Annotated in this window: 21 protein-coding genes; 3 read left to right on the plus strand and 18 right to left on the minus strand. The window is 66.6% G+C overall.

The features are described 5' to 3' along the window. Positions 1–31: 31 nt before the first annotated feature. Complete coding sequence (gene petA, locus BRO63_RS32835; protein WP_088143693.1) at positions 32–673, minus strand: ubiquinol-cytochrome c reductase iron-sulfur subunit; 642 nt, start codon at positions 671–673, stop codon at positions 32–34. A 140-nt stretch (positions 674–813) separates the two neighbouring features. Here petA and mscL point away from each other — a divergent pair, with 140 nt between their 5' ends. Then, positions 814–1,260, plus strand: coding sequence for a large conductance mechanosensitive channel protein MscL (gene mscL / locus BRO63_RS32840; RefSeq protein ID WP_088143694.1), 447 nt, complete (start codon positions 814–816; stop codon positions 1,258–1,260). 120 nt (positions 1,261–1,380) lie between these two features. On the opposite strand, the gene BRO63_RS32845 is transcribed toward mscL, so the two are convergent. Further along, the gene (locus tag BRO63_RS32845) at positions 1,381–2,142 is read right to left on the minus strand and encodes an aldolase (protein ID WP_088143695.1); all 762 of its coding nucleotides are present in this window, start codon (positions 2,140–2,142) and stop codon (positions 1,381–1,383) included. Positions 2,143–2,286: 144 nt separating this feature from the next. On the opposite strand from BRO63_RS32845, the gene BRO63_RS32850 reads away from it, so the two are divergent. Further along, entirely contained in the window at positions 2,287–3,315 is a 1,029-nt protein-coding gene (locus BRO63_RS32850; protein WP_088143696.1) for an AraC family transcriptional regulator, read from the plus strand. Between the two features lie 33 nt (positions 3,316–3,348). Here BRO63_RS32850 and BRO63_RS32855 read toward each other — a convergent pair whose 3' ends face one another. The 3 genes from BRO63_RS32855 to BRO63_RS32865 all read right to left on the minus strand — a co-directional run bounded on the left by BRO63_RS32855 (position 3,349) and on the right by BRO63_RS32865 (position 6,403). Further along, a complete protein-coding gene (locus tag BRO63_RS32855) occupies positions 3,349–4,680 on the minus strand; it encodes an MFS transporter (RefSeq protein WP_088143697.1) in 1,332 nt (443 codons plus the stop codon). Between the two features lie 50 nt (positions 4,681–4,730). Next, positions 4,731–5,357 (minus strand): glutathione S-transferase family protein, encoded by a 627-nt coding sequence (locus tag BRO63_RS32860; protein WP_088143698.1) that lies wholly within the window; start codon positions 5,355–5,357, stop codon positions 4,731–4,733. Between the two features lie 269 nt (positions 5,358–5,626). After that, on the minus strand, positions 5,627–6,403 hold the full coding sequence (locus tag BRO63_RS32865; protein ID WP_088143699.1) for a Nif3-like dinuclear metal center hexameric protein: 777 nt from the start codon (positions 6,401–6,403) through the stop codon (positions 5,627–5,629). A 19-nt stretch (positions 6,404–6,422) separates the two neighbouring features. Between BRO63_RS32865 and BRO63_RS32870 the strand changes: the two genes are divergently transcribed. Further along, positions 6,423–7,583, plus strand: a complete 1,161-nt coding sequence (locus tag BRO63_RS32870; RefSeq protein ID WP_088143700.1) for a trypsin-like peptidase domain-containing protein — start codon at positions 6,423–6,425, stop codon at positions 7,581–7,583. Positions 7,584–7,609: 26 nt separating this feature from the next. Here the strand turns inward: BRO63_RS32870 and BRO63_RS32875 are convergent, their stop codons facing one another. The 13 genes from BRO63_RS32875 to hisD form a co-directional block, all read right to left on the minus strand. Then, positions 7,610–7,978: a helix-turn-helix domain-containing protein gene (locus BRO63_RS32875; protein WP_088143701.1), complete on the minus strand. Its 369-nt coding sequence runs from the start codon at positions 7,976–7,978 to the stop codon at positions 7,610–7,612. A 77-nt stretch (positions 7,979–8,055) separates the two neighbouring features. Then, positions 8,056–8,847 carry a twin-arginine translocase subunit TatC gene (tatC, locus tag BRO63_RS32880; protein ID WP_088143702.1) on the minus strand — a complete coding sequence of 264 codons (792 nt, stop codon included), beginning with the start codon at positions 8,845–8,847 and terminating at the stop codon, positions 8,056–8,058. Continuing rightward, complete coding sequence (gene tatB, locus BRO63_RS32885; protein ID WP_088143703.1) at positions 8,844–9,368, minus strand: Sec-independent protein translocase protein TatB; 525 nt, start codon at positions 9,366–9,368, stop codon at positions 8,844–8,846. Before tatB ends, tatC begins: the two co-directional genes overlap by 4 nt. Positions 9,369–9,439: 71 nt before the next feature. Then, positions 9,440–9,670, minus strand: a complete 231-nt coding sequence (tatA, locus tag BRO63_RS32890) for a Sec-independent protein translocase subunit TatA (protein ID WP_088143704.1) — start codon at positions 9,668–9,670, stop codon at positions 9,440–9,442. A gap of 14 nt (positions 9,671–9,684) precedes the next feature. After that, positions 9,685–10,053, minus strand: a complete 369-nt coding sequence (locus tag BRO63_RS32895; protein WP_088143705.1) for a histidine triad nucleotide-binding protein — start codon at positions 10,051–10,053, stop codon at positions 9,685–9,687. A gap of 17 nt (positions 10,054–10,070) precedes the next feature. After that, on the minus strand, positions 10,071–10,421 hold the full coding sequence (locus BRO63_RS32900) for a phosphoribosyl-ATP diphosphatase (protein ID WP_088143706.1): 351 nt from the start codon (positions 10,419–10,421) through the stop codon (positions 10,071–10,073). Further along, entirely contained in the window at positions 10,418–10,822 is a 405-nt protein-coding gene (gene hisI, locus BRO63_RS32905) for a phosphoribosyl-AMP cyclohydrolase (protein ID WP_088143707.1), read from the minus strand. The genes BRO63_RS32900 and hisI overlap by 4 nt, the downstream gene beginning before the upstream one ends. A gap of 135 nt (positions 10,823–10,957) precedes the next feature. Next, positions 10,958–11,776 carry an imidazole glycerol phosphate synthase subunit HisF gene (gene hisF, locus BRO63_RS32910; RefSeq protein ID WP_088143708.1) on the minus strand — a complete coding sequence of 273 codons (819 nt, stop codon included), beginning with the start codon at positions 11,774–11,776 and terminating at the stop codon, positions 10,958–10,960. Next, entirely contained in the window at positions 11,773–12,513 is a 741-nt protein-coding gene (gene hisA, locus BRO63_RS32915) for a 1-(5-phosphoribosyl)-5-[(5-phosphoribosylamino)methylideneamino]imidazole-4-carboxamide isomerase (RefSeq protein ID WP_088143709.1), read from the minus strand. Before hisA ends, hisF begins: the two co-directional genes overlap by 4 nt. 57 nt (positions 12,514–12,570) lie before the next feature. After that, complete coding sequence (hisH, locus tag BRO63_RS32920; protein WP_088143710.1) at positions 12,571–13,269, minus strand: imidazole glycerol phosphate synthase subunit HisH; 699 nt, start codon at positions 13,267–13,269, stop codon at positions 12,571–12,573. Positions 13,270–13,303: 34 nt separating this feature from the next. Further along, positions 13,304–13,891, minus strand: a complete 588-nt coding sequence (gene hisB, locus BRO63_RS32925) for an imidazoleglycerol-phosphate dehydratase HisB (protein ID WP_013390948.1) — start codon at positions 13,889–13,891, stop codon at positions 13,304–13,306. Position 13,892: 1 nt separating this feature from the next. After that, positions 13,893–14,981 (minus strand): histidinol-phosphate transaminase, encoded by a 1,089-nt coding sequence (gene hisC, locus BRO63_RS32930; protein ID WP_088143711.1) that lies wholly within the window; start codon positions 14,979–14,981, stop codon positions 13,893–13,895. Continuing rightward, positions 14,978–16,282 carry a histidinol dehydrogenase gene (hisD, locus tag BRO63_RS32935; RefSeq protein WP_088143712.1) on the minus strand — a complete coding sequence of 435 codons (1,305 nt, stop codon included), beginning with the start codon at positions 16,280–16,282 and terminating at the stop codon, positions 14,978–14,980. The genes hisC and hisD overlap by 4 nt, the downstream gene beginning before the upstream one ends. Positions 16,283–16,304 lie beyond the last annotated feature (22 nt).

Consider the following 16,304-nt stretch of genomic DNA (forward strand, 5'->3'; position numbering starts at 1 on the left):
CGTAGTTCGGGAAAAAAGCACGACGCGCGCGTCAGGCCTTGTTGTCTTCATCGACGCCCACGATGATGCGGGTGTCGCTGAGATATTGGTACGGCGGGACTTCGAGGTTGTCGGGAGCGGGCTTGTTCTTGTAGACACGGCCGGCCAGATCGAAGGTGGAGCCGTGGCAAGGACAGAGGAAACCGCCCTGCCAGTCGGCGCCCAGGCCGCCACCGCCGCCCGTCTCGAAGTGCGAGGTGGGCGAGCAGCCAAGGTGGGTACAGATGCCGACGCAGACGAAGAGTTCGGGCTTGCGTGAACGGCCTTCGTTTTCGGCGTATTTGGGAGTGAAGCCGGGACGCTTGGAATCAGGATCGGCCAGCAAGGCGTCCTGGGTCTTGAGACCGGCAAGCTGTTCAGGAGACCGGTGGATGATCCAGACCGGCTTTCCGCGCCATTCAACCGTCTTCATGGTGCCGACGGGAATGTCGCCGACGTCCACTTCAACGGGAGCCCCGGCAGCGCGGGCTTTTTCGGAGGGAGAAAACGTGCTCACAAGCGGCACTGCCGTTGCGACACCTGCTACGCCACCCACAGCACAGGCGGTGGTAACCCAGAAACGTCGCGAAGGATCGGGTGGCAGGTTGGGATCAACCGCACCGTCATCATCGTGCACCAGCGTATCCTGACTCATCTTCCTATCCTTGTTGATGCGCCCGCTCTACGAGTAGCATCACTTCTGCGGCATCGGGTTCGCGGGAATTTGTAACAACATAGCAACCGCGTATTATAGCGCCAGCCCACTCACGGGCGTATCACGAAGGGAGTGCTTTTATGAGCAAAGCGACTGGTTTCGTCAAAGAATTCCGAGATTTCGCTGTCAAAGGCAACGCAGTGGACCTGGCGGTCGGTGTCATCATCGGCGCGGCGTTCGGCAAGATCGTCGATTCGCTGGTCAGGGACATCGTCATGCCGCTGGTCAACTTCATACTCGGCGGTTCGGTCGATTTTTCGAACAAGTTCCTGGTCCTGTCGATGCCGGCCGGCTACAACGGACCGATGACTTTCGCGGAACTGACCAAGGCGGGCGCCAACGTATTTGCGTGGGGCAACTTCGTCACCATCATCATCAACTTCGTGTTGCTGGCGTTTGTGATCTTCTGGATGGTCAAGGCCATCTACAAGGCCCGCACCAAGGCCGAGGAAGCGCCGGCACCCGCCGCGACGCCGGAAGACGTGGCGCTGCTGCGCGAAATCCGCGATCTGCTCAAGAAGCCCTGATCCGACGCTGCCGCAGGTCCGGGATCCGCGCAAGCGCGGATCCGGGCCGCGGCAGGCGGACGTTCCCGCCGGCGCACGCCGGCTGCGCTGAACGATCCGCTGCTTGTTCTCCCCCTGGTTCTATTCCGCGGCCATTTGCCGCTGCACGCGGCGCGCAAACATGGCGAAGCTTGCACGCACGATGCTGGGCTTCAACAGGAAGTCATGCGACTCGGCGGCCAGCGCATCATTCACCGGTTTCACTTCGCCATAGGCGGCCGCCGCCTGCAGCTGATTGCGGGCGGCGCGTTCGATCAGCACCGACAGGTACAGCGCTTCCTCGATGCACGAGCCCGCCGCCAGAAAACCGTGGTTGGCCAGCAGGATGCTGCGCTTGCCGCCCAGCGCCGCCGAGATGATCTCGCCTTCCTGGTCGGCGATGGGCAGGCCGGGCCATTCCTTCAGATGGGCGCAGTCGTTGTGGAACGGCGTCGCGTCCATGTGCGCGACGACTAGCGGCTGCCCCGTCATGGACAGCGTCGAAACATGGGGCGGGTGCGTGTGGATGATGCACTGCACGTCGGGGCGTTGGCGATAGACCCAGAAATGGAAGCGCACGGCCGGGTTGGGCGTGCCCGGGCCGTCGAGCACCTCCATGTCTTCGTTGATGCGGATGACCGAGGCCGGAACGATCTCGTCGAATGCCTGGGCCAAGGGTGTCGTCAGGAATGTGCCATCGGCCTGGCGCACCGTGATCTGGCCCGCCAATGTCTCCGAATGGCCTTCGCTGGCGAGAATGCGGCAGCTCAGCGCCACCTTTTCCTCTACGCTCCAGTTCCCGAAGTCGAGCTTGTTCGCGGAGCGCGCAAAGAAGGCGTCGGCATGGGCTTGTTTTTCCAGCATGGGGTCTCCTTGGGATAATGGCTCAATTACACGCCCGCCTCCGTCGCCCGCGATTGACCGATCACGAACGAGGGTTGACTCAATGCGACAGGAAGACGGGCGCTTTTCGGCCAGTGTTGGCCGGCCCGACAGAGTGTTCCGAGCATGCCACGCGCCAGCCAGACAGTGAATCCATCCGCCCGGCCCGCCTGTTCCGAGGCGGATCTGAACTTTGCGCCTCAGTTCCGCCCCTTCTATGCGCAGGAGATCGCCGGCTACGAGCGCGAGCTGGACAAGCTGGTGCTGCCGGGCGAATTCCGGGCCCTGACGGAGCAGCCCAGGCTGCAGCTGCAGGCCTGTAGGCTGCGCGCGGGCGGGCTGGTGGTGAGCCTGGAGTCCACGCCGATCAGCGTGCACCACCGCGCGGAGCATGCGGCCGATCTGGAGCATGCGGAGTTCCTGGCGAGCTTCGTGATCGCGGGGCACGGCGTCATCGTGCAGAACGAGGCCACGCTGCCGCTGGAGCCGGGCGACATCATCTTCCGCACGACCGCGCTGCCGTCCGAGATCCGCATGTATACCGATTCGCGCATCGTGGTGGTCAAGGGGCCGTTGTCGCGCCTGCTGGGCGCGCACAGCCTGGCGATGTCGCAGTTCACCGCGCAGCGCGGCGTGGCCGCCCTGCCCATGGTGCAGACCGCCCATCGCTGCCTGCACCATGTGTTCTTCGACAAGTCGGAATCGAATCCCACGTCCTCGCTTTTTGCCGAGCAGGCGCTGCTGGCGCTGCTGGCCTCGATCTACACCAGCCAGGCGCTGGAGAAGATACCGGGCGACGCGCGCGCGCCCGCCGACAACTGGCAGGTGCTGGCGAGCTACATCGATGCCCACATTACCGATCCGGAACTGTCGGTGCAGGCGGTGGCGGACGTGCTGCGCGTCACTACGCGCTGGGTGCACCGGCTGTTCAAGATGCGCTCGCTGCAATACACCAGCTATGTGCGCGAGCGCCGCCTGCAACTGGCCAGGGAGGCGCTGGAGGACCCGCGGCGCGCGCACGTAGAGGTCAAGGAGATCGCTGCGTCTTGTGGCTTTCAGCACGCCAGCCATTTCATCCGCCGCTTCCATGAACGCTTCGGCATGTCTCCCGCGCTGTACCGCAAGACGGCCAGAAGCGGCAGCGGCGGCGCGTAGTTCCGCGCCGCCTGCTCTTGCTGCTTCTGCGTGTCAGCCGCGGCGCAGATCCTGCGGCGTGGGCTTCATGAGAAACGCCGACGTGCCCGCGACGATGCCGAGGAAGGCCAGATAGACGCCGACGGGAAGAATGCTGTCGAACTTCTGCACCAGCGTGGCCGAGATCAGCGGCGCGAGCCCGCCGCCTATCGCCGCGGAGAACTGGACGCCGATCGACAGCCCGGAGTAGCGCAGCTCCGCCGGGAACTGCGCGCTGTAGAGGCTGGATTGGGGCGCGATCATGATGGCGTAGTTGAAGGCCATGGCGACGAAGACGGCCAGGCTGTATGCCATCAGCGAACCGCTGCCCACCGCCATGAAGATCGGAATGGCCATGAGCGCCAGGAACATGCCGCCCCAGCCACAGACGCGGCGCGCGCCGATGCGGTCGGCCAGCACGCCGAACAGCGGGATGGTGAACATCAGCACGCCGGCGCCGTAGAGCAAGGCATGCAGCGCGTCGGCGCGGCTGAAACCCAGCTTGGACACGGCATAGGACACCGAGAACACCAGGAAGGTGTAGATCAAAGTGACCTCGGCGATCTTGCAGCCTATGCACAGCAGCAGCGATTTGCCATGCTTGCGCAGCAGCTCGCCCAGGGGCATCTTGTCTTGCAGGGGCTGCCTGGCTCGCGCCTTCTCGCGCTTGACCGCTTCGAACTCCGGTGACTCGTCGATGCCGTGGCGGATGAACAGGCCGACCACGATGAGCACGGCGCTTGCCAGGAACGGCAGGCGCCAGCCCCAGGACAGGAAGTCCTCTTCCGGCAGCCGCGTCACCAGAGCGAAGGAGCCCACCGACAGCAGGATGCCCAGGGGCGCGCCCACCAGCGGCAAACTGCCGAAGAAGGCCTTCCATTTCGGCGGCGCGTGTTCGACCGCCATCAGCATGGCGCCGCCCATCTCGCCGCCGAACGACAGGCCCTGGCCGATGCGCAGCGCCACCAGCAGCACGGCTGCCGAGATGCCGATCTGTTCATAGGTCGGCAGCAGCCCGATGAGCACGGTGCATATGCCCATCAGCAGCAGGCTGAGCGTCAGCATGGACTTGCGGCCGATGCGGTCGCCGAAGTGGCCGAAGAGAATGCCGCCGATGGGCCGCGCCAGCATGCCGCTGGCGAACGCGCCGAAGGCCGCCAGCGTGCCGGTCACGGGATCGAACTGCGGGAAGAAGATCTTGTTGAACACCAGCGCCGCGGCGGTGCCGTAGGCAAGGAAGTCGAAGGCTTCCACTGCGGTGCCGATGACCGTCGCGACGGCGACGCGGAACAGGTTCGGTTTCTTGTGTGATTGGGCAATAGGCTGCGCGGCCTGGATGGCGTCCATGTCGTTCCCTCTTGTCTTGTAATAGTGGTTTTTGTCGTTGTGCGCGGGGCTCAAGGGCCTGGCGGCACATACCCCGGCAACTGCTGTATGCGTTGGCGCCACGCCGCGATGGCGGGATAGGCGGCGATGTCGATGGCGGCTTCCTCGGCCAGCGCCAGATAGCCGTAGCAGGCAATGTCGGCGACGGTCGGCGCATCGCCGCCGGCCAGCCAGGCGTGGTCCGCAAGGCGTTTTTCCAGGCGCTGCAGCATGCGGTCGGTGCGGGCCTGCATGCCGGGCGCGTCGAGCAAGGCCTCGCTCACGCCCAGGTGGTGCGCGGCCTCGGCGTTGCTGACCACGCGCGTCAGGCGCAGCGGCTGCAGGCTGTTGGCGATCTCGTTGGCGGACACCGATATCCAGGCGTGCATGGCGCCGATGCGAGGCGGCGGCGCCAGCCATTCGGGGGCGTAGTGATGCGCCAGATGCAGCAGGATGGCGTGGCTGTCCCAGATGGCGGTGCCGCCGTCGGTCAGCGCGGGAATCTGCTGGAAGGCGCTGACGCGCTCGAACTCCGCAGTTTGGTTCTTGCGGGCCAGCACGTCGACGAACCTGCTTTGGTAGTCGCGGCCGATGAGCGCAAGAAAGAGGCGAACCTTGTAGCAGTTGCCGGAGCGCGGATGGTCGTAGAGGGTCAGCATTCAATGGCTCCGTGTGTAGGAGGCCCGGCCGGAAAGGACCGGCAGCGGGCGGCTGCATGGAATGCTAGGGCTGTGGACTGCGCCCGGAATTGACAGGGAGAGAACCGCGATTGACCAGATGCGACGCACAGGCGCCGCCTTGATCCCGCCCTCTGGTTTTCCCCTAGCCAAGTCATGCCGATTCGGCGCGGGCTGCGCGGGGCCGCCGTTGGCGCCGCGCAATGAAAACGCCCCCTTGCGGGGGCGGTGTGGCGCAGGGGCGGAGCCGTTTATGCCGGGTTGTCGATGTCGACGAATTCGACCTTGATGCCGAAGCGTTCCGCGACCGCCTGGCCCAGGGCCTGCGCGCCATAGCGTTCGGTGGCGTGGTGGCCGGCCGCGATGAAGCCCACGCCGGTCTCGCGCGCCAGGTGCACCGTGGATTCAGAGACTTCGCCCGTGATGTAGGCGCTGGCGCCCGCGTCGGCGGCGTCGCCCAGCATGCCTTGCGCGCCGCCCGTGCACCAGGCCACGCGGGCCAGCGGCATGTCCGGGTCGCCCACCACCAAGGGCTGGCGGCCCAGGCGCTCGGCCACGCGCGCGCCTAGTTGGCCCAGCGTTGCCACGCCTTGCGCGGCGCCCAGCCAGACCAGGCTATCGGGGCCACAGGTTTGCGGCGCGCCATCGTCGCGCAGCGCGGGCGTCAGGCCCAGCACGCGCGCCAGCTGCGCGTTATTGCCCAGCGTGGGGTGCGCGTCCAGCGGCAGGTGGTAGGCGTACAGGTTCAGGTCGTTTTTCAGGGCCAGTGCCATGCGCGCACGCCGCGTGCCGATGACGCGGCGGTCTTCGTTGCGCCAGAGCCAGCCGTGGTGCACCAGCACTGCGTCGGCGCCGCGTTCGACCGCCACGCGCAGCAGGGCTTCGCTGGCCGTGACTCCGGCGATAATGTGTGCGATTTCGGATCGGCCTTCCACCTGCAGCCCGTTGGGGCAATAGTCCTTGAAGCGCGCCGCTTGCAGGGTGTCGTCCAGCCAGTTGGCCAGGACGTGGGAGTCCACTTTACTCATAGCTAGTCCTATCAGAATCATGCGCCGATATTGGCTGATCTTTGCTCAGGCCGTCACGGTCTGCCTGGGTATTCTATTCGTGGTGACGACCTTGCGGCCCGACCTGCTGCGGCTGGCCGGGCCGGCGGCGGGGCCTCAGTCCGCCGCGGCGGCCGCCAGGCCGCCGGCTGCGCGCGCCCAGGCCACGGCGTCCTATGCCGACGGCGTGGCCCGCGCGGCGCCCTCGGTGGTCAACGTATACACCACCAAGCACGTGAACGTGCCGCTGATTCCGCTGCCCGACGATCCGGTGCTGCGCCAGTTCTTCGGCCAGGTGCCCGGGGTGACGCGGCGCCAGGCCACGACCAGCCTGGGCTCCGGCGTGATCGTGAACCAGGACGGCTACGTGTTGACCAACTACCACGTGGTGCAGGCCGCGGACGCGATCGAGGTCGCGCTGGCGGATGGCCGCCGCGACGCGGCAAAGGTGGTGGGCGCGGATCCGGACACCGACCTGGCCGTGCTGAAGCTGGCTACCCTGCGCGCCTTGCCCGCGGCCACGCTGGCCCCCGACCGGGGCCTGCGCGTGGGCGACGTGGTGCTGGCTATCGGCAATCCGTTCGGCGTGGGGCAGACCACCACGCTGGGCATCGTGTCGGCGCTGGGCCGCAACGGACTGGGCCTGAACACCTACGAGAACTTCATCCAGACCGACGCGGCGATCAATCCCGGCAATTCGGGCGGCGCGCTGGTCGACGCCGCAGGCAATCTGGTGGGCATCAACACCGCGATCTACTCCGAATCGGGCGGGTCCATGGGCATAGGTTTCGCCACGCCCATCGAGATCGCGCGCAAGGTCATGGACGAGATCGTCAAGACCGGCGGGGTCAAGCGCGGTTGGCTGGGCGTGGAGCCGCAGGACGTGACGCCGGAGCTGGCACGCGCATTCGGGCTGGATCGCGACACCACGGGCGTGATCATCGCCGGCGTGATGCGCGACGGGCCGGCGGCGCGCGGCGGCTTGCGGGTGGGGGACATTGTGCAGTCGGTCAACGGCAAACGCATGATGGATACCGCCAGCCTGTTGTCGGAGATCGCGCAACTGCCGCCGGGCCAGAGCGCCAAGCTGGGCATATTGCGCAGCGGCAAGCCGGCCGAGCTGGCCGTGGTGGTGGGTACGCGCCCGGGCAAGCCGCGCTAGAGCGTGGCGCTGGCCGCGGGCGGGAGTCAGGTCGCGGCGGGGTCTTTGGCCATCAGGCGCACCGCCGACACGATGGCTTTCTTGGTGCTTTCGGATTGGGTACGCAGCAGCGCCCATATTTCCGTGCAATAGCCGTCTGGGCCGTCGTCCGGCGGGGACGCGCCGTTGTGCGATGCATCCCCGCCCGGCCCCACGCCGTCGGTCAGCCACGGCACGCTGGTGTTTAGCGCGCGCGCCAGCCGCAGCAAGGTGGCGCGAGACGGCGAATAGCAGTCTTCGCGCATGAGGATCCGATGGATGCAGGACTGTGGCACGCCGGAAATGCGTGCCAGCTGGTTCTGGCTCTTGATGCCGCGCCATCGCATCAGGGTGTGCAGTCTTTGGGCGAGTGACATAGGGGCAATGTAGAGTTGCCGCGGGCCGCCCACAAGGTGAAACGGTCCTGCTTTGTGGGCAGGACCGTCCGGGGGGATCAGTGGCGCTCTGTCAGCGAGTCCGAACCGGCCTCGCTCTCTGCTTCTGGTTTGGGCGTGACCAGCCGGGCGCAGATCAGCCCGACCTCATAGAGCAGGCACAAAGGCACCGCCAGCATGAACTGGCTGACCACGTCGGGCGGCGTGACCACGGCGGCGATGATGAAGGCGCCCACCACCACGTAGCCGCGGGCGGCCTTCAGCTTGGACAGCTCGACCACGCCCATCTTCACCAGCAGCACCACGGCCACGGGTACTTCGAAGGTGATGCCGAAGGCCATGAACATCGTCATGACGAAGCTCAGGTAGGCCTCGATGTCAGGCGCGGGGGTGATGGACTGCGGCGCGAAGGTGGCAATGAAGTGGAACACCGTGCGGAACACCACGAAATAGCAGAACGCCATGCCCGCGATGAACAGAAAGGTGCTGGAAACGATGAGCGGCAGCGCCAGGCGCTTCTCGTGCCGGTACAGGCCGGGCGCCACGAAGGCCCAGGCCTGGTACAGCACCACGGGCAGCGCCACGATGAACGCGGCCATCATCGTGACCTTGACCGGCACCATGAACGGCGTGATGACGCCGGTGGCGATCATGCGCGTGCCCTCCGGCAGCGAAGCCAGCATGGGCTGGGCCAGTACGTCATAGATGGCCGACGCGCCCGGGTAAATGAACAGCACGATGAACACGACGACCACGGCGCCAACGGCGCGCAGCAGGCGGGTGCGCAATTCGACCAGGTGGGAGATGAAAGTCTCCTGCTGGCCCTCTTCTTGGGTGGCGTCCTGGGTCACGTCGGTGTTCCGGAGGGCGCGACGGGCTTGGCGGCGGGCGCGGCGTCGTCGGCCTTGGGCGCGCTGGGCGCCGGTTGTTGGGTTGCGGCGGGAGCGGGCACGGCCATCGGCGGCAGGTCCAGATCCAGGCTATGGTTCTGGCCGGGCGGTGGCGCGATGCTGCGCTCGGGCTCGGCCGGCGCGTCGCCGGCGGCGGCCGGCTCGGTCTTGAGGCTGGCTTCGCGCGCGACTTCGTCGAGTTCCGCGCGGAACTGCTGGACGGGCTCCTGCAGCGAAGCCTGGGTTTCGTTCAGCGACTTCTGCACGCCCTGGGCGGCATCTTCCATTTCGCTCTTGAACTTGCGCAGTTCGTCGAGCTCGATTTCGCGCTGGATATCGGATTTCACGTCGTTGACGTAACGCTGCGCGCGCCCAAGCAGGTGGCCGACGGTGCGGGCAACCTTGGGCAGGCGTTCGGGGCCGATGACGATCAGGGCGATGACGCCGATCACCATCAGTTCAGTGAAGCTGACATCAAACATTCGACGGCCGCTCGGGAGTGGATGCAATAAGGGCCGGCCTGTTCAGGACGGCCCGGGAGCCGAACAGGCGCTCAGGAGTTGGATTTTTCCTTGGCCTGCACGTCGATGGTTTCGCCGGACACGCGCTGCTGCGCGATCGGTTCGGCCGGCTTGTCGCCGCCGTTGGCGTCCTTCATGCCTTCCTTGAAGCCCTTGACCGCGCCGCCCAGGTCCGAGCCGATGTTGCGCAGCTTCTTGGTGCCGAAAATCAGCGCCACGATGACCAGGACAACCAACCAATGCCAGATGCTGAAACTACCCATGATGTTTCTCCGAATTACGCGTTGGGGGCCACGCGCCCTTTCCAGGGTCGCGAGCCGCCGATGATGTGGAAATGCAGATGCGGGACTTCCTGGCCGCCTTCGACGCCAGAATTGATCATGATGCGAAATCCGCCATCAGGGCCCGGACGGCAACCGTTTTCAGCGGCTAACCGCGGCGCTAACGTCATCATTCTACCCAACCATTCTGCGTCCTCCCCCTTAATATCCTGCATGGATGTGACATGACGTCGAGGGATCAGCAATAAATGTACCGGTGCGGCCGGATTAATGTCGTGGAACGCAACAAAGTCCTCGTCCTCGTGGACTTTCTTGGACGGGATCTCGCCAGCGGCGATCTTGCAGAAGATACAGTTGTGGCTCATTTTTCCGGGTTCCGGGTTCAGTCTTGCGGGCGGCTCGCCTTTTCCGCCAGGCCGGACAGGCCCTCGCGGCGGGCCAGTTCAGCCAGTACGTCTTCGGGCCGCAGCTTGAAATGCGTCAGGGCCACCAGGCAATGGAACCACAGATCGGCGGTTTCGCTGACGATGCGGTCGGGCACGCCGTCCTTGGCGGCCATGACCAGTTCGGTGGCTTCCTCGCCGATCTTCTTGAGAAAGGCGTCCGGGCCCTTGGCCAGCAGCTTGGCGGAATAGGAGGCTTGGGGATCGCCGCCGTTTTCGGGGCGGCGGGTTTCCAGGGTATCGGCGATGCGCGCCAGGATGTCGGCGGCGCTTGCGGCTTGAGCGGTCATTTGTAGATCAGTTCGGGGTCTTTCAGCACGGGGTCCACCGTGGTCCAGGAAGCCTGGTCGGTCTGGCCTTCCAGGCGGCGGTAGAAGCAGCTGGCGCGCCCGGTATGGCAGGCGATGCCGCCTTGCTGGTGGATCTTGAGCAGGATCACGTCGCCGTCGCAGTCCAGGCGCAGTTCATGGACTTCCTGGGCATGGCCGGACTCTTCGCCCTTGCGCCACAGGCGTTGGCGGGAACGCGACCAGTAGACGGCGCGCCCGGTGGCGGCCGTTTCGGCGAGCGATTCGCGGTTCATCCAGGCCACCATCAGGATCTGGCCGTTTTCGGCGTCCTGCGCGATGGCGGGTATCAGGCCGTTTTCGTCGAAGACGACGTCGGCCATCCAGGCGGGTTCGTTGCTCATCTCATTCATCCGTTGTCCTCGCGCGGCGCCTTGCAGGCCGCCACTGGCGCGTGGGGACTCATCATCTTACGGCAATACCTTGTTGCACGCCTGACCGGGGTTCCCCGAAGCGCCGCAGGCGCCCGGGGGCAGGGACTACATCCGGACTGGGATGCCCTGATCGGCCATGAAGCGCTTGCACTCGCCCACGGTGTGTTGGCCGAAGTGGAAGATGCTGGCGGCCAGGACCGCGCTGGCGCGGCCGGTGGTGACGCCATCGGCCAGATGCTGCAGGTTGCCCACGCCGCCGGAGGCGATGACGGGCACCGGCACGGCGTCCGAGACGGCGCGCGTGAGTTCCAGGTCGAAACCGGACTTGGTGCCGTCACGGTCCATGCTGGTCAGCAGGATTTCGCCGGCGCCGTAGGCGGCCATGCGGCGCGCCCAGGCCACGGCGTCCAGCCCGGTGGCCTTGCGGCCGCCGTGCGTGAAGACCTCCCAGCGGGCGGGTTCGCCGGCGGCCGACACGCGGCGCGCGTCGATCGCCACCACCACGCATTGCGAGCCGTGGTAGTCCGAGGCGGCTCGGACCAGTTCCGGATTGGCCACGGCGGCGCTGTTGATGCTGATCTTGTCGGCGCCGGCATTCAGCAGGCGCTGGATGTCGGACACCTGGCGCACGCCGCCGCCCACCGTCAGCGGAATGAAGACCTGCGAGGCCACCTGCTCGATGATGGGCAGGATCAGGTCGCGGCCGTCGCTGGTGGCGGTGATGTCGAGGAAGGTGAGTTCGTCGGCGCCCTGCTCGTTGTAGCGGCGGGCGATTTCCACGGGGTCGCCCGCGTCGAGCAGGTTGACGAAGTTCACGCCCTTGACGACGCGGCCCGCGGTGACGTCCAGGCAGGGGATGATGCGGCGGGTCAGCGCGCTCTGTGCGGGCGCGCCGGCCGCTGGGGTGCTGCTGAAGGTGGTCATTTTGCCAGTTCGTCGGCGCGTGCCTGCGCCGCTTGGAAGTCGAGCGTGCCTTCGTAGATGCTGCGGCCCAGGATGGCGCCTTCGACGCCTTCTTCCTCGACGGCGCAGAGGGCTTCGATGTCCTGGATGCCGGCGATGCCGCCCGACGCGTAGACCGGGATGCGCACGTGCTGGGCCAGGCGGACCGTGGCTTCGACGTTGACGCCGGACAGCATGCCGTCGCGGCCGATGTCGGTGTAGATGATGGCTTCGCAGCCGTAGTCCTCGAACTTCTTGGCCAGGTCGAGCACGTCGTGGCGGGTCAGCTTGCTCCAGCCGTCGGTGGCGATCTTGCCGTCGCGGGCGTCCAGGCCGACGATGATCTGGCCGGGGAAGGCGCCGCAGGCGTCCTGCAGGAAGCCGGGGTTCTTGACCGCCGCGGTGCCGATGATCACGTAGGAGATGCCGGCGTCGAGGTAGCGTTCGATGGTGTCGAGGTCGCGGATGCCGCCGCCGATCTGCACGGGGATGTCGTCGCCGACAGCGTCCAGGATCGCCTTGATGGGGGCTTCGTTCTTGGGTTTGCCGGCAGAGGCGCCGTTCAGGTCGACCAGATGCAGGCGGCGCGCGCCTTGGTCGAGCCAACGTGTGGCCATGGCGGCGGGGTCTTCAGAGAACACCGTTGCATCGTCCAGGTCACCCTGGCGCAGGCGCACGCAGCGCCCGTCTTTGAGATCGATGGCGGGGATCAGCAGCATGGTGGGCAGCGAAAAAATATATGGGTTGAAAGGGCTGGCGGGCGTGGGCCTCGGGGCCTACGGCTGCCAGTCTACAAAATTGCGATACAGGCGCAAACCGTGCTCGGCGCTCTTTTCGGGGTGAAACTGCACCGCGAAAATGTTAGCCGCCGCCACCGCGCAGGTAAAGGCGAGGCCATACTCGGTTTCACCAACAGTCAGGTCCGGATCTTCCGGGTCGGCGTAGTAGCTATGGACGAAATAGAAGTGCGTTTCGTCCGGAATGCCGGCCCAGATAGGATGAGAGCGCGTCTGGCGCACTTTGTTCCATCCCATGTGCGGGACCTTGAGGCGTTCGGGGCGGGTGTCGGCCATGCCGGCGGCGCCGGTATCGGCCAGGCAGGCTTCTTCGTCGCCGCTGACCGGTTCCGCGAAACCCGGGCCCGAGAAGCGGCGCACCACGCCGCGGAACAGGCCCAGGCAGGAAGTGCCGCCTTCCTCGCTGGAATCGAACAGCATCTGTTCGCCCACGCAGACGCCCAGCAGGGGCTTCTCGCGCGCGGCGCGCACGACGGCCTCGCGCAGGCCGGATTCGTTCAGGGTGCGCATGCAGTCCGCCATGGCGCCCTGGCCGGGAAACACGACGCGGTCGGCCGCGGCGATCTCCTGGGGCTGGCTGCAGATGCGGATGTCGGCATCGGGGGCGGCGTATTTGAGGGCGCGGGCGACGGAATGGAAATTGCCCATTCCGTAGTCGACGATGGCGATAGTGGTCACTTCTTTCTGCCTGCTGCGGGGTGGATGGCGGAGGTTACAGCACGCCCTTGGTGGAGGGCACGACGTCGCCCATGCGCGGATCGACTTCCATGGCCATGCGCAGGGCGCGGCCACAGGCCTTGAAGACCGTTTCCGCCTGGTGGTGGGCATTGACGCCGCGCAGGTTGTCGATGTGCAGCGTGATCAGGGCGTGGTTGACCAGGCCCTGGAAGAATTCACGGGTCAGGTCCACGTCGAAGTCGCCAATGCGGGCGCGGGTGAAGGGGATGTGGTATTCCAGGCCCGGGCGGCCGGAGAAGTCCACTACCACGCGCGACAGCGCTTCGTCCAGCGGCACGTAGGCGTGGCCGTAGCGGCGCAGGCCGGCCTTGGTGCCGACCGCCTTGGCGATGGCCATGCCCAGCGTGATGCCTACGTCTTCCACCGTGTGGTGCGCGTCGATGTGCAGGTCGCCTTCCGCCTTGATGTCGAGGTCGATCAGGCCGTGGCGCGCGATCTGGTCCAGCATATGGTCCAGGAACGGCACGCCGGTGTCGATCGTCTGCTTGCCGGTGCCGTCGATATTGACGGCCACGCGGATGCGGGTTTCGTTGGTGTTGCGGGTGATCTCAGCGGTACGCATGTTAAGCACTCAAAATCTCTTGCAGGGCGGATAGCAAGGCGGCGTTTTCAGCCGGGGCGCCCACCGAGATGCGCAGGCAGTTGGCCAGTAGCGGATGGGCGTTGGAGAAGTTGCGAATCAATATTTTGCGCGTTTTCAGGGCAAGATGCACGGCGTTGCCGTCCAGCTTGCCGGAAAAGCGGGCAAGAACGAAGTTTCCGGCGGAAGGGAATACCCGCACCCCGGGCAACTGGGCCAGCGCGGCCGCCAGCGGCTCGCGGTCCGCGCGCAGGCGGGCGGCCTGTTCGTCCAGCACCGGCTTGTGGCGCAGCACGGCCGACAGCGTGGCCTGGGTCAGCACGTCCAGGTTGTAGGGCGGGCGGACCTTGTTCAGTTCCGCGATCCAGGCGGGGTGGCCGCCCAGATAGCCGAAGCGCAGGCCGGCCAGGCCGATCTTGGAAACCGTGCGCATGACGACCACGTTGGGTGCGTCCAGCACTTGCGGCATCCAGGTGCGGTCGGCGAAGGGCTGGTAGGCCTCGTCCAGCACCACCAGGCCAGGGGCGGCGGCGATGATGGCCGCTACGTCCTCATCGGACCAGAGGCCGCCGGTGGGATTGTTGGGCACGGCCAGGAACACCACCTTGGGCTGGTGTTCCTGGATGGCGGCCAGCATGGCCGGCAAATCCAGGGTCAGGTCGGCCGTCAGCGGCACGCCGACGAAGCGGGCGTGGTCGAAGCGCGCGGCCATGTCGAAATAGACGAACGACGGCCAGGGCGACAGCACCGCGTCGCCCGGATTGCAGCAGGCCTGCACCACGATGTGGATGAGTTCGTCCGAACCGTTGCCGAACAGCAGGTCCGCCGCGTCGGGCACGCCGAAGGCCGTTTTCACGGCCGCTTGCAGCGCCGACAGGTCGGCCGCGGGATAGCGGTTCAGCGGCGTGTCGCGCACGGCGCGGGCGATGTCGTCGCGAACCGCCTCGGGCAGTTCGTAGGGGCACTCCATGGCGTCGAGCTTGATGCAGCCCTCGGCGTTGGCCACCGGGTAGGCGGCCAGTTCGCGGATGTCCGTGCGGACCGTGCTGGCGATGCGGTCCGGCAGGCTCATGGCTGGTCGATCCGGTATTGGGCGCTGGCGGCATGCGCCTGCAGGCCCTCGCCCAGCGCCAGTTCGGCGGCGATGCGGCCCAGCTTCTGGGCGCCCTGGTGCGAAACCTGGATCAGGCTGGAACGCTTCTGGAAGTCATAGACGCCCAGCGGCGAGGAAAAACGGGCCGTGCGCGAGGTCGGCAGCACGTGGTTGGGGCCGGCGCAGTAGTCGCCCAGCGATTCGGAGCTGAAGCGGCCCATGAAGATGGCGCCGGCGTGGCGGATCTGCGCGGTCCATTTCTCGGGGTGCTCGGTGGAGATCTCGAGGTGCTCGGGCGCGATGTCGTTGGCGATCCGGCAGGCTTCTTCGAGGTCCCGGACCAGGATCAGCGCGCCGCGGTTGGCCAGGCTGACGCGCAGGATGTCGGCGCGCGGCATGGTGGGCAGCAGGCGTTCGATCGAGGCCTGCACTTCTTCGATGAAGGCGGCGTCGGGGCACAGCAGGATGGATTGCGCGAGTTCGTCGTGCTCGGCCTGCGAGAACAGGTCCATGGCGATCCAGTCGGCCGGCGTCTTGCCGTCGCAGATGACCAGGATTTCGCTGGGGCCGGCGATCATGTCGATGCCGACCACGCCGAACACGCGGCGCTTGGCGGCGGCGACGTAGGCGTTGCCCGGGCCGACGATCTTGTCCACGGCCGGCACGGTGGCGGTGCCGTAGGCCAGCGCGCCCACGGCCTGCGCGCCGCCGATGGCGAAGACGCGGTCGACGCCGGCAATCGCCGCGGCGGCCAACACGATGGGGTTGCGCACGCCGTCGGGCGTGGGCGTGACCATGACCAGTTCCTGCACGCCCGCGACCTTGGCCGGGATGGCGTTCATCAGCACCGAGGACGGATAGGCGGCCTTGCCGCCCGGCACGTACAGGCCCACGCGGTCCAGTGGGGTCACCTGCTGGCCCAGCATGGTGCCGTCGGCGTCCGTATAGGTCCAGGTCTCGGCGCGCTGGCGTTCGTGGTAGCTGCGCACGCGGTCGGCGGCGGCTTCCAGCGCATTGCGCTGGGCGGCGGGCAGCGCGGCCAGGGCCGCCTGCCAGTCCGCCTTGGGGATCTCCAGCGTCTGTGCCGATGCGCCGGGCATGCGGTCAAAGCGCTGCGTGTATTCCACCAGCGCGGCGTCGCCGCGGGCGCGCACGTCGGCCAGGATGCCGGCCGCGGCGCGGTCGATGGATTCGTCCTCGGCGGCCTCGAAGGCCAGCAGCGTGGACAGGGCGGATTTGAATCCGGGATCGCGGGAGTCGAGACGATTGATCAGGGCCATGGCGTCATGCAGCAAGCAGGTA

The sequence above is a fragment of the Achromobacter xylosoxidans genome, from assembly GCF_002192695.1.
Classification (GTDB): domain Bacteria; phylum Pseudomonadota; class Gammaproteobacteria; order Burkholderiales; family Burkholderiaceae_B; genus Achromobacter; species Achromobacter xylosoxidans_C.

Excerpts from the sequence above, each read along its gene's own strand:
- BRO63_RS32870 (WP_088143700.1), top strand. The coding sequence starts at position 6,423 with ATGCGCCGATATTGGCTGATCTTTGCTCAGGCCGTCACGGTCTGCCTG.
- BRO63_RS32855 (WP_088143697.1), bottom strand. The coding sequence starts at position 4,680 with ATGGACGCCATCCAGGCCGCGCAGCCTATTGCCCAATCACACAAGAAA.
- BRO63_RS32895 (WP_088143705.1), bottom strand. The coding sequence starts at position 10,053 with ATGAGCCACAACTGTATCTTCTGCAAGATCGCCGCTGGCGAGATCCCG.
- tatB (WP_088143703.1), bottom strand. The coding sequence starts at position 9,368 with ATGTTTGATGTCAGCTTCACTGAACTGATGGTGATCGGCGTCATCGCC.
- BRO63_RS32860 (WP_088143698.1), bottom strand. The coding sequence starts at position 5,357 with ATGCTGACCCTCTACGACCATCCGCGCTCCGGCAACTGCTACAAGGTT.
- hisB (WP_013390948.1), bottom strand. The coding sequence starts at position 13,891 with ATGCGTACCGCTGAGATCACCCGCAACACCAACGAAACCCGCATCCGC.
- hisD (WP_088143712.1), bottom strand. The coding sequence starts at position 16,282 with ATGGCCCTGATCAATCGTCTCGACTCCCGCGATCCCGGATTCAAATCC.
- tatA (WP_088143704.1), bottom strand. The coding sequence starts at position 9,670 with ATGGGTAGTTTCAGCATCTGGCATTGGTTGGTTGTCCTGGTCATCGTG.
- BRO63_RS32900 (WP_088143706.1), bottom strand. The coding sequence starts at position 10,421 with ATGACCGCTCAAGCCGCAAGCGCCGCCGACATCCTGGCGCGCATCGCC.
- hisI (WP_088143707.1), bottom strand. The coding sequence starts at position 10,822 with ATGAGCAACGAACCCGCCTGGATGGCCGACGTCGTCTTCGACGAAAAC.
- BRO63_RS32845 (WP_088143695.1), bottom strand. The coding sequence starts at position 2,142 with ATGCTGGAAAAACAAGCCCATGCCGACGCCTTCTTTGCGCGCTCCGCG.
- hisC (WP_088143711.1), bottom strand. The coding sequence starts at position 14,981 with ATGAGCCTGCCGGACCGCATCGCCAGCACGGTCCGCACGGACATCCGC.
- mscL (WP_088143694.1), top strand. The coding sequence starts at position 814 with ATGAGCAAAGCGACTGGTTTCGTCAAAGAATTCCGAGATTTCGCTGTC.
- hisA (WP_088143709.1), bottom strand. The coding sequence starts at position 12,513 with ATGCTGCTGATCCCCGCCATCGATCTCAAAGACGGGCGCTGCGTGCGC.
- BRO63_RS32865 (WP_088143699.1), bottom strand. The coding sequence starts at position 6,403 with ATGAGTAAAGTGGACTCCCACGTCCTGGCCAACTGGCTGGACGACACC.
- hisF (WP_088143708.1), bottom strand. The coding sequence starts at position 11,776 with ATGACCACCTTCAGCAGCACCCCAGCGGCCGGCGCGCCCGCACAGAGC.
- BRO63_RS32850 (WP_088143696.1), top strand. The coding sequence starts at position 2,287 with ATGCCACGCGCCAGCCAGACAGTGAATCCATCCGCCCGGCCCGCCTGT.
- BRO63_RS32875 (WP_088143701.1), bottom strand. The coding sequence starts at position 7,978 with ATGTCACTCGCCCAAAGACTGCACACCCTGATGCGATGGCGCGGCATC.
- petA (WP_088143693.1), bottom strand. The coding sequence starts at position 673 with ATGAGTCAGGATACGCTGGTGCACGATGATGACGGTGCGGTTGATCCC.